This is a genomic window from Sporosarcina sp. P20a (genome assembly GCF_002743175.1).
In the GTDB taxonomy this organism is placed as follows: domain Bacteria; phylum Bacillota; class Bacilli; order Bacillales_A; family Planococcaceae; genus Sporosarcina.
The window spans coordinates 126,118-140,836 of the sequence record NZ_PDYT01000002.1 but is presented as its reverse complement, the minus strand read 5'-3'; the positions used below and the strand labels follow the sequence as shown (position 1 = coordinate 140,836).

Here is a 14,719-nt window from a genome sequence, read left to right as displayed (position 1 = left end):
TAAATTAAAAAGAAAGTAGGTGCATAGATGATGTGGGAAGAATATTTACATAATATATCAAATGAATGTCAGTTCGAATCACCCGCAACAGAAACAGAGATCGCATCGATTAAAAAAGAACTAGGTATGGATTTACCTAATCAATTGGTGGCTTTATACAACGAAACAAATGGCGTATTTGGAAACTACGGAATTTCTTTTGTGTGGTCAACCGAACAGATAGTAAGAGAAAATTTATTTCTCAGGTCTCTTCAAAAGGAACAAGATTTCATGCAGCCAGTAGACCATTTTTTATTCTTTTCCGACGCTGGCAATGGAGATTTATTTGCGTATTTGAGAGAAAACGATACTACTTGGAATGAAAATATCTATGTATGGGATCATGAAGATGATAGCCGACGTCCCATTGCGCCCTCGATCGAAACGTTTCTCAAAGGTTGGATTACTGGGGAAATATCTGATTAAAAAACTTAGGAAAGGTGATGTGAAGTGAAGTGAAACGTCAAACTTGGGGCATTATAGCACTAACAGCACTCACATTATTACTGATTTATGATTTCTTCCCAAAGTTGATTTCTTTTATAAATATACCCAAATCAATACTTATTGTACTCATACTAGTGATTGCTCTTATTGGCCTTTTTATGAATCGACCTCAAAAAGAGAATGTCCCAAGATTCAATCCTCTATGGCAAATTATATTACTTGCGTATTTCATTGCATTAATCATGATCTTTACTTTAATGGGGGGCGTTTCACAAGTCGGTTTATCTTTAACAAACCCCTTTTTATGGATTATGTTTTTCATAAGTATTATCGCTAGTGTGAAAAGATAAATGTACGAATTGCTAAAGAAGCTGATGTCGATCTTATAAGAGTAAAACGATCTTCAAGAAATCGCCTCGCGAGGAAGAAATGTGAGAGCGGCTTTCCGCTGATTTACGAATGTGATATACTCGGCCTAGTTCAGCAGTTTCGGACTCATGATTAGGTCGTAACATAAGGAGGACTTGCGTTGGAGATCGATAAAAAACAACTTATCATAGAGGCAGCCAAACTTTACTATCAATTTGATTATACCCAGCTCGCCATTTCAAAAAAACTAGGCGTCTCAAGGCCGACGGTTTCTCGGCTCCTGCAGCAAGCGAAAAAAAATGGCTACGTGAAAATCGACATCATCGATCCATTTCATGATAATAATCAAATAGCAAAATCCTTGCAGCACAAATATCAAATCGAAGAAGTGAAAATTGCGTACTCGGCAGTGGAAGATGAGCGGGATGTGATCCAAGCTATCAGCACAGAAGCGGCGGACTATTTGTATCGAACCGTAAAAGACGGTGATATTCTTGGTGTGACGTGGGGCCGGACGATGTATCAGGTGGCCAAAGAATTGAAGAAAAAAGATGTAAAAGGAGTCGAGGTCATCCAGCTCAAAGGCGGCATCGGCTTGTCGGACGTCAATACATACGATTCTGAAACGGTTTATAAATTTGCAGAAGCCTTCCATACCGTTCCTGGTTACTTGCCGCTTCCCGTTTTGGTCGACACGCCTGAAGTCAAAGTCGTGATTGAATCGGACCGCTATATGCACCGTCTCATTGAACTTGGAAGACAGGCGAATATCGCCATGTTTACGGTAGGTGCAGTCGACAGCGAATCGCTACTGTTCCGTCTTGGTTATTTGACGACTGAAGAAGAACGGCAACTCCATCAAGAAGCAATTGGCGATATTTGTTCACGCTTCTTCAAACGTACGGGGGAAGTTTGCGAGACCACCGTCAGTGACCGAACGATTGGGATCCGGCTGGAAGAGTTGAAGCAAAAAGAAAAATCTATTCTTGTTGCTGGCGGAAACCGTAAAGTAGAGGCCATTCACGGAGCACTTCAGGGTGGTTATGCGAACGTCTTCATAACCGACCAGTACACAGCACAGGCTTTGTTGCTCCACCAATAGTAATACATGAGAATCCACTTATTTAAAAGTGTGATTCTTTTTTTTATTCAGAATGAACAATGTTTCACTTGCGTTGCACATCTGCTCAAAGTCTGTGATATACTATACATAAAGTCAGGTCGCAATGGTATCCTAAGGAAAATGGTGTACAAGAAGCAAAGTGTAAGCGTAACCAACATGCGAGGGAGGAAGTATGATGAACTTTGTATTTTATATAACTGGATTGTTGCTCGTGTTAATCGTGGGCTTGATTGTCAGTGTAGACCGCAGGAAAATTCGCTATAAACCGATTGTGATCATGCTGATAACCCAGCTTGTCTTGACATTTATTTTGTTAAATACAAAAGTGGGCGTAGTCTCCATCGGCTTTGTTTCGGCTTTATTCTCGAAGCTAGTTGATCTTGGGGTAACAGGTGTCAATTTTGTGTTTGGCGGATTGGAAAATGAAGGAGAATACGTATTCTTCTTGAACGTCTTATTGCCAATCGTGTTCATTTCCGTGTTGATCGGTATATTGAATCAATTCAAAATCTTACCGTTCATCATTAAATACGTGGGAATCGTTCTGAGTAAGTTAAATGGCATGGGGAAAATGGAGAACTATATAGCCGTATCCTCTGCGGTGCTCGGGCAGTCCGAAGTGTTCTTAACTATCAAGGACCAAATGGATGATATTTCGAAAAGACGTTTGTATACGTTTTGTACTTCCGCGATGAGTGCAGTCAGTGTTGCCATCGTTGGTGCATACATGGAAATCATCGAACCGCAGTTTGTCGTAGTGGCGATTGCGCTCAATATTATGTCGGCACTGATTGTCGCAAGTATCATCAACCCTTATGAATTGTCGGAAGAAGAAGATACGCTAACGATCGAGTCGAAGAAGAAGTTGTCATTCTTCCAGATGATCAGCGAAAGTATTATGGATGGTTTTAAAGTCGCGGTTATTGTAGCTGCCATGCTGATCGGTTTCATCGCATTGATGAACGGAATCGACTATCTCTTTGAAATGATGTTCAACGTTTCCTTCCAGACCATTTTGGGGTATATCTTTGCACCAATTGCCTTTGTAATGGGCGTGCCTTGGGCAGACAGTGTACAAGCGGGAAGTATTATGGCGACCAAACTTGTCACAAACGAATTTGTAGCCATGTTGAGTTTTAAGGAAATTTCGGCAGGCCTATCAACGAAAGCAGTAGGTATGATATCTGTCTTCCTTGTTAGTTTTGCGAATTTCAGTTCCATTGGGATTATTACAGGAGCTGTCAAGGCGTTAAGTTCAAAACAAGGAGACGAAGTGGCAAGAAATGGTTTGAAATTACTTTTGGGTTCAACATTGGCTTCAGTCCTTTCAGCGACTGTCATTGGCCTATTTTTATAATAGAAATGAAACATAAATTTAAAAACAGGAGTGGTGGATGCTATGCGTATGGTAGATATGATTGAGAAAAAACGAGATGGACATGTGTTAACAAACGAAGAAATTTCATTTGTCATCAATGGATATACGGACGGATCAATTCCAGATTACCAAATGTCGGCGTTTCAAATGGCGGTATATTTCCAAGGGATGACGTTGGAAGAAACCGCGCAGTTCACAATGGCGATGGTAGAGTCAGGCGACCAAGTCGATTTGTCTGCTATTGAAGGCGTCAAGGTGGATAAACACTCTACAGGCGGAGTTGGCGATACGACAACACTCGTGCTAGCACCACTTGTCGCTGCACTCGGTATCCCGGTAGCTAAAATGTCTGGCCGCGGATTGGGTCATACGGGCGGAACACTTGATAAACTGGAGTCCGTTCCCGGTTTCCATATCGAAATTACAGACAAGGAATTCTTCGATCTTGTCAATACGAACAAAATTGCGGTGATCGGACAATCCGGCAATATCACCCCCGCAGACAAAAAGATTTACAGTCTGCGTGATGTCACGGCAACGGTCAGTTCCATTCCGTTAATCGCAAGCTCCATCATGAGCAAGAAGATTGCGGCGGGATCGGATGCAATTGTTCTGGATGTAAAAGTCGGAACAGGCGCGTTCATGAAAGACATCGACATGGCTCGTGAATTGGCGGGAGAAATGGTGCAAATCGGAAATAAAATCGGTCGTCAAACGATGGCCGTAATTTCGGACATGAACCAGCCGCTCGGTTATGCGATCGGAAATGCTCTCGAAGTCAAAGAAGCCGTCGAAACGTTGCAAGGCAATGGACCGGAAGATTTGCACGAACTGTGCTTGACGCTCGGCAGCCATATGGTTCGTTTGGCAGGAAAAGCGGACTCTACGGAGGAAGCACGAAAAATGCTCGAAGAAGTTATCCAAAACGGCAAAGCGCTTGAGGTATTTAAACTGTTCTTGCAATCCCAAGGCGGCGACACATCCGTCATTGACGATCTATCGAAGCTTCCTACGGCCCAGTATACAATCGACGTGCCAGCGAAAGAAGCGGGATATGTCTCTGAGATTACTGCGGATGAAATCGGTACGGCTGCGATGCTTCTAGGTGCAGGACGCGCAACAAAAGAATCCGAAATCGATTTGGCGGTTGGGCTAGTGCTGCACAAGAAAATCGGGGACTCCGTAGAAGTGGGCGAATCACTCGTAACGATTCATAGCAACACGGAAAATATCGAAGACGTAAAAGAAAAGATCTATCATGCTTACGGAGTTTCGGCTTCTAAAGTACAGCTTGTAACACTTATACATGACGAAATTACAAAATAATTAAAGGAGTGGTTCATAAATGAATAAAGCACAAATGATCGACCATACATTATTGAAAGCCGACGCAACGAAAGACAAAGTCGCGGCGCTCATACAAGAAGCAAAAGACTATCAATTTAAATCAGTATGCATTAACCCGGGCTGGGTTTCATATGCCGCTGATCAACTAAAAGGCACCGATGTGTTGGTCTGCACGGTAATCGGTTTCCCTCTTGGAGCGACTACATCTGCAGTCAAAGCATTCGAAACTAAAGATGCAGTGGCGAACGGAGCAGGAGAAATCGACATGGTCATCAATATCGGAGCGCTGAAAGATCGAAATGACGAATGGGTCGAATCAGATATTCGTGCGGTAGTCGAAGCAGCTAACGGTACATTGGTCAAAGTTATCATCGAAACATGCTTGCTGACAGATGAAGAAATCGTTCGTGCATGCGAGCTATCCGTCAAAGCGGGCGCTGATTTCGTCAAGACGTCAACTGGGTTCTCAACAGGCGGGGCGACGGTAGAAGACGTGGCTCTTATGCGGAAGACGGTTGGCCCAGACATTGGTGTCAAAGCGTCCGGCGGCGTGCGCAGCGGAGAAGATTTCGATGCGCTAGTTGAAGCAGGAGCTACACGTATTGGTGCAAGCTCGGGTATAAGCATTGTAAAAGGCGAAGTATCAGACTCGAATTATTAATAGTTCCGTTACAGGACTGTTCTGCATATATGCAGGGCAGTCCTGTTTTTATGGAACTTACTAACCTAGATTGTCTCAAGCAATTGACATTGTACTTCTCGCTTCGACTTGAAACGTCTCATATAGGCCGTAAACTACGCCAATCATTAGCTTGTCTACTATTGCAGAGCTTTCCGTACTTCAGGAACTATTTAAGGAAGTATATGTACTGGAAGTCGTCTATCATTAAATGGTGGATCGAATAAGGACTATGGTAGAGAAGAATTAAAGAAGTTTGTCAAAGAGGATCAATTTTAGCGTCTACAAATAAAAAACACTCAATGCTTTTGAACGGTCTATAATAAGCCACTCCCACCTAGAGGGGGAGGGTGCTGGATTAGATAAATAATTCAGATCACATGAGAAGTCTTTAATCAAATACCTACAGATATTATGCTGACGCTACCGGCAAACTGCTTAATTGCGAAAATGCATAAGCCATTTTTTTCGCAAACTGAAGCGGCGGTTCAACTGACTGGGCATGAATGTACATAATTTGCGGTGGGTCAGTAAAAAGCCAATGATTGTGAATAGCACTTACAATAATACCTTGTTGTGTCAATGCGTATAGATACGCCGGAATTTCCTCTTGCAATATTGCTATTTCAGAGATATTTAAGGCATTTCCTTGGTTATCTAGATCGTAAAACTCAACACTAACTCCTAAAATAGAAGAAGCATCCTTTCCCATCATTATGACACCAAATGTGCGATGTAAAGATACAGAGCAAGTTTTATTCTTTGTTTTGCTTTTGCCGTTTAAAATGTTGGCAAAATCATTGCAAATTGAATTAAAATTCACTTTACTATTCATGGTTTCCCTCCCAGAGTATCCTATGCGTATACTTAAAAAAAGTCCACCGAATGTAAATGTCTAGAACAATTGTTAACGTAGCTCAATTAAAAATAGTTTCCCAGTTAATGGCGGCTTGTGTAAGAGGCTGTGTAGTTATGAAACAATAACGAGCCATTCACTTCAATAGAATTACGTTATTTTTGAAAACATTACCAATACAGATCGTCTGACATATGAATAAACGGCAATGTGAGTATTGTAAATAGACTGGGAGATTAAGTTGAGACAGATTTTACTATTGGTTACTTTAGTATTTTTACTGTTCAATCTTTGGGGGCAATTCTTGAACTAGGATTCGCGCCGGCTCAGCAATATGGCCGGATTAATAAATGGAGGCTGTTATATGCAATCCATAATTGAATTCATTAGCAATATTAGTGTAGTCATTTTCTCTTTTTTAAAAGAGGTTACAGAAGATGAAATCGAAAAAAATATTGCTTATTTAAAGCAAGAAGAGTGGTTCCAAGAATACCTGGCATGCAATAGATATTGAGAATTGATTTTCAATAATTCCAAGGTGCGTCATATTATTGGGACTTTTAACCTCGAAAAAATGTCGAAAATGAGATATCACAGGAAATATCAAAATAGAATTGTAACAGCGATGGTAAAATCTCTTGATTGAATTCAGCTAAAAGAGGCATTAACGGCAGAAGGTTAGTGCCTCTAAAGGATATTAATTTGGTGAATGAGAAGGGGGATCTGTTGCTAAGGATTCTACATTATATATTTGCACATGGGGCTTTGCTTTTGCAGCGTCTCTATTGGCTTCGTTCGTTACAGGTCAAGAGTTCTTAATAGGTTAATGGGCAGGAAGAGGATGGTCGTATGAAAAAACTTTTATTAGTTATATTGTTATTATCCCGGTGTTACTTTGATTTTTGTAGCAGTTAAATATAGTGAGAAAAACGGTGGAAAAGCACTTGATAACTGCATAAACGAACACAGCTATCAGGGGGATATATTATCAAGAGAAACCAATTACGATTTAGAAATCGGAAAGTTTTATATTGCCAATTACTTTTTATGCTCAGCAGCATTTAATCTTTTTCTCTGTTCAATTTCTTTGGTAAGAACTTCATTAATTTCATTATAGGATAGACCAGATTCTGCATTAAGTTTTTTTACTTCGTCTATATTCGTTCCAGCTACCGTAAATTTTTTCTTATCCATTTAATAACCTCCTTTTAAGTTCTATTTCGGATAGGCATCTATTTACGTTCCCTAAACTCTTTAAGACTGGTATAGAGCATCGTGTACTAACCTTGACTTTGTTTATGTTTAAGATTTTCGCAAATTGGTTTGACAGATGGTCTGACTTTCAAGTTTATTGCCCCCCTTTATACCGGTGTGTAATAGTAGTGAAAGCATCTAGGTACTGCAATCTTTTAATTGAATACATAAATATGATCACCTATTTTTCATTTATTATGTACATGGATTTGAAACCGATCTAAGTGTGTATAATAAAGAAATAATCCCGACAATATAAAAAACATCACCTAAATTAGCCATTGATTGGCCATTCCATAAAAAACGAAATGATTGATTTTTCATTCTTACTAACCCTTTACTATCAAAATTACATCTGATTTCTTAGGGGAGTTTTACACCCGTAATATACCTCCTTTAAATTAAGAAAAACAACATATATAGAACACGAAACTTTTACTAAAGGAATTGCTATCTAAAAGAAGACTAGTAAGAATGAAAGGTAATTCAGATAAGTCAAATTATATCAACGGTTGGAATATATCTCCATACTATTAGAAGTTATTATATACTGAAACAAAATACACCATTACTTTCCAATCAATTAGAAGGCGATGTTGCTTGCAATTGATTCATCTTGATTGTGTAAAACCCAAGATGACAAAGGCAAGGAAATGGGGAAGGTCAATGAAAACATTCATTCGAATATATATTAGTAGGATACATGGGGGATTACGTTGAATTGCAAAAGGAAGATTTCCAACAGATTCAAAAAAAGAACATGTTGGAAATAGCAGATGATGATAGAAAGAAGTGATAAAATGACAAATTATTATTATATTGCCTCGGATAAAAAGTTGGAAGATGGTAATGCATCTCTACAATTTGTAGAGACGGAAGAGTGGCTCATTCCCGGTTTTGATTATCCTATTCAACGAGAAATTATAAATGGTGTAGAAAAACATTGGGAATTGCGTGAGTTACTTCAATATATCCATAATAATACTGCACCTTATGATGTATGCACCGTTCAGATAGCACACGTAATTAATCCAACTGAATTATCGATACAAAATAAATAAAGTATATTACTACATGATATTATTGATCCTAAGCAACTCCTATTAGCGGAAGGGCAATTATTGACCATAAACAAAGTATAAAATCTTCATATTAATATGGGCAGTTTTGTCTTTTAGTTTTTTAGAAAAGACGCAACCCAATTTTCAATATCTTCCCGGGTAGCGGATAGAGTGATTCCGAGTTTTGATTCAGTTCCCATATACGAATTAATATAGCCAGTATCCATGAAAACCGTGAACTCATAAAAGTTTTCATCATGAGGGTCTTGTAAATAAGAGAAAGAAACCCCTGGTGAAAGCACACTTAAAGTTCCATTATTCTTTTCATCCATTTTCTTCAACTGTTCAAGTAATGTTTCGATATCTTGATTGAGCCAAACAAAGTTATGTGAGTAATTCAAGAATCCGTAAGAGAAGGTTAATTTGAATTCAATTTCGAAAAGGCCATCTTCTGGCTCTCCAATTTTAAATACTTCATGTGTTACTTCTGTTTCGCTAAAATCAAAACTTTCATCTTTTAGTGTATATTCCATAGTCACGTATCCTTTCAATATAAAAATTTCTGTGAAGTGAACTAACGATCGTGTGACACATGAAAAATGATACTATAAAGATCATAAAAAATGAATCAAGATATATTTTTATAATAACTTTATTTTTTGTTATTCAATTAAAATAACATAGCTTGGTTGTAAAACTTAAATTAAATAATAATCTGAAGACGTTAATTGCAAAGTGTTATGACGAAAAGGTCAAATGATTTTAGTTTAAAGGGGTAGATGGATTTCTACGAGGGGGAGCTAGATGAGTGGTTTTTTCTTAATACTTATGGGCGTTTTTATTGTCGTTGTAAATCTTATTGGTTATATATATTACAAGAAAAAGAAAAGCCTATACTATGCAGCTTTTACCGTATTACTATCAGCAGTTTTTTTAGGGGCAATCGGTGGCGCAATAGCGCTTTTTGTTATTCGTGATGCCTTTGCGATATTTTACGGCATGCAGATAGCATACTATCTATTAATAAATAGCGTCATCGTTTTTTCAATTGCCATTTTAGCAACTGTCAAAAGAAAATTAACGGCTTGGTAATTTTAATACTTGAAATGTACTATTAAGCTAGCCATTTAGATGAAAACCAGTGCATATATGAAGAACAACTACTAAAATAGTGGGGTGTAAATAAATGACTCGTCGAATAGCAGAACAGTTTCTGAATAAATTAATACCATTGGATACTCAAGATATAGCAGATGTATTGAATAGAAAAGTGAGTGAAGCTTCATATGATAATAGAAGTTCTTTCCTATTATTACGGCTCAAAAATAGAACTTCAGCCGAACTGTATGATCTTTATACACGAGATGAATTAATCGAAATGATTCTGCAAATTGAATTGCCACAAACAACGGAGTTTTTTGTAGAGCGGGGATTTGTCCATAAGGTCATCGAACATCCTTGTATTCGTTGTAATTTGAAACGAGAGCCCCAGGAGTTTACATACAATATCGAAATTTGTAGGGAATGTTTGCATACTAGTCCTAAGAACGAGTTGGTCGAGTATATATTCCGTTTAATAAACTATATAGATTCGAACCAAGCAACACTAGTTCATGCGGATTTACACTTAAAGAGTACTGCTGAAATTCACATTGTGTTTGCGAAATATGAATTGATAGATATGATTTTGAGATTGGCATCTGACTTTGATTCAACGACCAATGAAGAAGAGCGACTAATTCAAGAAATCGATTGTGAACGCCTACTGAATGACTATCCAATAGATGAACTGGTGAAAAGTGTAAGAAGGTTTTTAAAAGGTTCGAAAAAAAGAGACGAGTTATGGAGAAAATACGTGCCTGACTATATGAAGCAGCAATACAGTGATTGGGAAACCGGTTCACTACAGCAAATATATACTGAGGCTAATAGACTTATTTCAACACAAGGTAAAGTTGCACGCGAACAACTGATGAGCTTTGCCTCAGATCTTTCACGTATCATCTTTGACAATAAGAATGAAAATGAGATAGATGATGAACCGATTCATAGCCTTGACGAAGTAGAAGCTCATATTACATTTGCAGTGGAAATGGTCATGTTGCCATACCTTGATTTATTGGATCAAATTGAAGAGGCAGAAGGTTTGGCACGTTTTAATACTTTAGCGAACGACCAATTAGCTAATTCTATAAAATCGGAAATAATAGCTCGAGATGCTGGGGTATGTGTGATCTGTACAAGTAACACAGATATTCATGCTCACTTTAGAATACCTCAAAAATATGGGGGACTACACCAATTAAATAATATAGTGACGTTGTGCAATTCTTGTAAACAAGTAGTTGAAACAACAAATATTCGCGCTGCCGTCACAACGGGAATTTTTAATTACAATAGAGCACTAGGAAGAAGATTGCTAAAACAAGAGAAACGGAGTTAAGAAAGTAATGTCTCTCTAAATGTGAAAGTGCAAAGCAATTTCTTATTGGTAAATCTCACTAAAACAGAGCTTCAATCTAGTTATACTGTCTATTGATTTTACACCGCAAAACCTATATGCTTAGTAGCAGTTATATAGAATATTTTGGTACTTTGCCTAAATTGCAAAGATTAAAAAGGAATCAGGTGCAAATCCTGAACGGTCCGGCCACTGTAAAATGGGAAGTAACTTCTAAATAATTAGCCACTGGTTAAAAAACTGGGAAGGCAGAAGGTACGATATATCCCCATAAGTCAGGAGACTTGCCAAAGTATGTAAACATGACACCTTCCGGTAAAGGGTGAATTGTGTATCATTCAATTGGCGTAGTATATTTATTGAACATACATGGTTCCCATCTCTCTTTTTCGGAGATGGGGACTTTTTTATGTAAAAAAATAGTAAGGAGGGGAATCGAACGAGGAATAAATAAAAAATTCAAACAAAAAATAAAACTAAAAGGAGAATAAAATGAAACGTATTGTAAAAGCGATATCGTTGATGTTGCTGTCGTTTGTGATGGTACTTTCTATGATGCCACTACAGTCACTAGCCGCCGCATTTGATCCGAAAACTGATTATGAAAGCCTTGAAGCAAGATTTTGGGAGGATGAAAAGCCACCTATTGGCTTCTATATCAATGCTTCTGCTCGGTACATATTAGAAACGGTACCAGAGCCGGCTATGGGTACAAGTTCAGGTGAGTGGTCTGTTATGGATTTACTCCGCGGGAAATATACAGGATATGATTATATCAATTATATTCCTAATAACTATTTTGAAGATTATCTAACGCGTATCGAAGGATATGTCACAGACAAAAAAGGGAATCTTCACCGAGCAAAATCTACAGAATGGTCGAGATTGATTTTAGCATTATCCTCACTTGGCTATGACATTAAAAACGTAGCGGGGTATGACTTTATTGAAGAGCTTTCTAAATCACATAAATTCTCCTATAGACAAGGAATCAATGGTCCTATTTGGGAAATTATCGCTCTGAATACAGGTAGATATCCATTATTACCAGCAGATCCTCAAAATGAGGATGCAAATACTTTTGGAAAAATGATTGATCATATTTTGAATTTGGAAATAAATGAATCTAATGGTGGTTGGGCTCTAACAGGAAAAAACCCTGATCCAGATATTACAGGAATGGCACTTCAAGCTTTAGCACCCTATTATTTAGACGAAACTTTGTATAAAAAAACAGGAGCAACGGCAACGTATAACGAATTTGCGAAATCTGTAGAAAGAGCCATTTTTGTGCTATCTCAAATCCAAAAACCGAACGGTGGATACCATAGTGTAGGAGCGCTGAATTCTGAAAGTACTACACAAGTTATTGTAGCGTTAACTGCATTAAATATGGATCCGATGTCGTCCAATATCAACTTACCTAGAATTGGTAAAATTGCAAACTTTATTACAGAAGGCGCCATGCAAGATGGAGTTTGGTCAAATAATATGATTGACGGCTTGTTGACATTTTGGGCTCCCAATAGTGGTGCTGCGAAAGGTTCTACTCCTGAAGTAGGTGGATTCAAGCACGTCACGACAGGATATGATGGCGGTGGTGGATCCGGAACGGGTGTCAATGGAATGGCTACAGACCAGGCTTTATACGGTTTGATTGCGTATGATCGTTTTCTGAAAAAGGAAAAACCGCTTTATGACATGAGGGATATGACAAATGGCGAATATAAAACGATGAAAGCGAAAACACACAAAGTCACATATACCCACAAGCGAGCGAGCGATAGCTCGGTGGAAAAATTATCACCTTACGCCTTGTTGACTATACCAGAAAAAGCGAATGTTGAAAGTTGGAACACAAAGGCGGATGGTACAGGATCCAGATACTTGCCGGGTGAGAAATTAGTCATGCCGGAACACGATATTATTTTGTATGCCCAAACAGATGTAGAAGGTGAAACAGGAGATGTTCAAGGTGTTCAAAAGGTCATAGATCTGATCACAGAATTGCCTGAAGCGAACATGCTGACAAGGGAACATGAAGGTGAAGTGTTACGAGCGAAAGCATTGTACGAAAAACTATCAAGCGAAGATCGACTGAAAGTGAAGAATCATAATAAATTGGTAGTTGCAGAAGGAAGAATGAATCAAATACTAGCGCAATATGATGATGAACTAAAAGTTGATAACCTGATCCAAACAATCGATTCACTCGTAGCGGTCGAACCACTTACTGTCGATTATGAACTAGCAGTTGGCAATGCGAGAAGAGCATATAATGCATTAACCGCGGCACAAAGACTTAAAATTACGAATATTAGACAGTTGCAAAACCTTGAAGCGAAGATGGCCATCCTCGTTAGCCAAAACAATAAAGAAGATGATGCCTATCAAGGAGCGATAGGTGAAGGTGAGAAGACAGTGGATACGGTCATTCGCTTAATCAAAGCGTTACCAAGCGTTGACAAATTAACGCTAGAAGGAACAATAGAAGTAAGAAAAACTAGAGTCTATTACGATGCATTGACAGATGCACAAAAGAAAACTGTCACAAATCGTGATAAATTATTCACGCTTGAAAAGAGACTCGATGAATTAGTGAAAGAAGCGTTAGAGAAAGAAGATTTAGAAGATGATACAGATTTCGATTCGTACGATGAAATGGTCATCGTCGGAAAAACATTACGCATCAAATCCAATAAAAGTGCCGGTGCTTTCAAGATGGCAATCCCACTAACTGTATTGGAATTCGCTGACAAACAAAAGCTTGCAAAACTTGAAATAACGGATGAACGTGGCGTGAAAATAAAAATGGATTTACAGGAACTTCAGCAACATCTTAAACAACAAAAAAATATTGAAGCGATCCATGTGGAAATCACACAATATAACTTTGATACAGGTTTATTCACTCTTACGTTACAAACAAAAGATTCAAAAGGATACACACGCAACATACAGACGAACAAGAGTTATATACAAGTTACAGTTCCGTATAGGTTCTTTATCGACGGTAAGGATTTGAATAAAAAAGTCTTGTTGAAAAAAGAAGACAATGGAACGAAAGCTGTATCCCATATTTCAAATACAAAGGAAGTCACGATTAAAGTAAAAGAGGCGGGAACGTATAATTTTGCTAACCCAGACGTGGAATTTGTAGATATCGATAAAATTTCTAATAAAGATGAGATTCTGTACTTAGCCAATCGTCAAGTAATCAAAGGAAAGCCAGGCGGTATCTATGACCCACGCGCTCAAATTACACGCAGTCAATTTGCGCTAATGATTTCACGCGCATTGGGATTAACACCAAGCTCAAAACCCTCTCCATTTAAGGATATGCGCGGTAAAGAAGCGGAAGGCGCTGTGCAAGCATTATATGAAGCGGGGATCACAAATGGTACATCTCCGACTACCTATAATCCGGGAGGTAAACTGACGAGACAACAAGCTGCGATGATGATGGCACGAATTTTGCGCTATACAGAAGCGGATATCGGCTCAGTTAAGCCAAACACCAATTATAAAGACGTTCATAAAATTTCTAAAGAAGCGCTGCCAGATGCAGGTTTATTGAATAGTTTGGATATCATGACAGGTAATCTATCAAGAGAATTCATGCCTGCTTCCAACCTAACGAGATCACAGATGGCTAAAATACTGAAACGCACATTAGGCGTATCGGAAATGATGTAGGAGTGATGG

14 protein-coding genes and 1 riboswitch are annotated in these 14,719 nt (G+C 38.5%); of the genes, 11 read left to right on the top strand and 3 right to left on the bottom strand.

The window, feature by feature from the left end; translation table 11 throughout:
• Positions 1-30 precede the first annotated feature (30 nt).
• From CSV72_RS04070 to deoC, 6 genes are all read left to right on the top strand, one after another.
• Entirely contained in the window at positions 31-465 is a 435-nt protein-coding gene (locus tag CSV72_RS04070) for an SMI1/KNR4 family protein (RefSeq protein WP_099677252.1), read from the top strand.
• Positions 466-494: 29 nt separating this feature from the next.
• The gene (locus CSV72_RS04065; protein WP_099677251.1) at positions 495-836 is read left to right on the top strand and encodes a hypothetical protein; all 342 of its coding nucleotides are present in this window, start codon (positions 495-497) and stop codon (positions 834-836) included.
• Positions 837-1,015: 179 nt separating this feature from the next.
• Positions 1,016-1,957: a DNA-binding transcriptional repressor DeoR gene (locus tag CSV72_RS04060; RefSeq protein ID WP_099677250.1), complete on the top strand. Its 942-nt coding sequence runs from the start codon at positions 1,016-1,018 to the stop codon at positions 1,955-1,957.
• Positions 1,958-2,153: 196 nt separating this feature from the next.
• Positions 2,154-3,335, top strand: a complete 1,182-nt coding sequence (locus tag CSV72_RS04055) for a NupC/NupG family nucleoside CNT transporter (RefSeq protein WP_085426340.1) — start codon at positions 2,154-2,156, stop codon at positions 3,333-3,335.
• A gap of 42 nt (positions 3,336-3,377) precedes the next feature.
• The gene (locus CSV72_RS04050) at positions 3,378-4,682 is read left to right on the top strand and encodes a pyrimidine-nucleoside phosphorylase (RefSeq protein WP_099677249.1); all 1,305 of its coding nucleotides are present in this window, start codon (positions 3,378-3,380) and stop codon (positions 4,680-4,682) included.
• 19 nt (positions 4,683-4,701) lie between these two features.
• On the top strand, positions 4,702-5,364 hold the full coding sequence (gene deoC / locus CSV72_RS04045) for a deoxyribose-phosphate aldolase (RefSeq protein ID WP_099677248.1): 663 nt from the start codon (positions 4,702-4,704) through the stop codon (positions 5,362-5,364).
• A 430-nt stretch (positions 5,365-5,794) separates the two neighbouring features.
• Here the strand turns inward: deoC and CSV72_RS04040 are convergent, their stop codons facing one another.
• Positions 5,795-6,217: a DUF1259 domain-containing protein gene (locus CSV72_RS04040; protein ID WP_099677247.1), complete on the bottom strand. Its 423-nt coding sequence runs from the start codon at positions 6,215-6,217 to the stop codon at positions 5,795-5,797.
• 355 nt (positions 6,218-6,572) lie between these two features.
• Here CSV72_RS04040 and CSV72_RS16680 point away from each other — a divergent pair, with 355 nt between their 5' ends.
• A complete protein-coding gene (locus CSV72_RS16680; RefSeq protein WP_158232145.1) occupies positions 6,573-6,752 on the top strand; it encodes a hypothetical protein in 180 nt (59 codons plus the stop codon).
• 524 nt (positions 6,753-7,276) lie between these two features.
• Here the strand turns inward: CSV72_RS16680 and CSV72_RS16845 are convergent.
• Complete coding sequence (locus CSV72_RS16845; protein WP_199170051.1) at positions 7,277-7,432, bottom strand: hypothetical protein; 156 nt, start codon at positions 7,430-7,432, stop codon at positions 7,277-7,279.
• A gap of 860 nt (positions 7,433-8,292) precedes the next feature.
• Here CSV72_RS16845 and CSV72_RS04035 point away from each other — a divergent pair.
• Positions 8,293-8,553, top strand: coding sequence for a hypothetical protein (locus tag CSV72_RS04035; RefSeq protein WP_099677246.1), 261 nt, complete (start codon positions 8,293-8,295; stop codon positions 8,551-8,553).
• 113 nt (positions 8,554-8,666) lie between these two features.
• Here CSV72_RS04035 and CSV72_RS04030 read toward each other — a convergent pair whose 3' ends face one another.
• Complete coding sequence (locus CSV72_RS04030; RefSeq protein ID WP_099677245.1) at positions 8,667-9,086, bottom strand: hypothetical protein; 420 nt, start codon at positions 9,084-9,086, stop codon at positions 8,667-8,669.
• 271 nt (positions 9,087-9,357) lie between these two features.
• Here CSV72_RS04030 and CSV72_RS04025 point away from each other — a divergent pair, with 271 nt between their 5' ends.
• From CSV72_RS04025 to CSV72_RS04015, 3 genes are all read left to right on the top strand, one after another.
• Complete coding sequence (locus CSV72_RS04025; protein WP_099677244.1) at positions 9,358-9,645, top strand: 3-isopropylmalate dehydrogenase; 288 nt, start codon at positions 9,358-9,360, stop codon at positions 9,643-9,645.
• 94 nt (positions 9,646-9,739) lie between these two features.
• Positions 9,740-10,996, top strand: coding sequence for a hypothetical protein (locus tag CSV72_RS04020; protein ID WP_099677243.1), 1,257 nt, complete (start codon positions 9,740-9,742; stop codon positions 10,994-10,996).
• A 128-nt stretch (positions 10,997-11,124) separates the two neighbouring features.
• Positions 11,125-11,320: riboswitch (cobalamin riboswitch) on the top strand.
• 186 nt (positions 11,321-11,506) lie between these two features.
• Positions 11,507-14,710 carry an S-layer homology domain-containing protein gene (locus CSV72_RS04015; protein ID WP_099677242.1) on the top strand — a complete coding sequence of 1,068 codons (3,204 nt, stop codon included), beginning with the start codon at positions 11,507-11,509 and terminating at the stop codon, positions 14,708-14,710.
• The last annotated feature ends 9 nt before the right edge of the window (positions 14,711-14,719 follow it).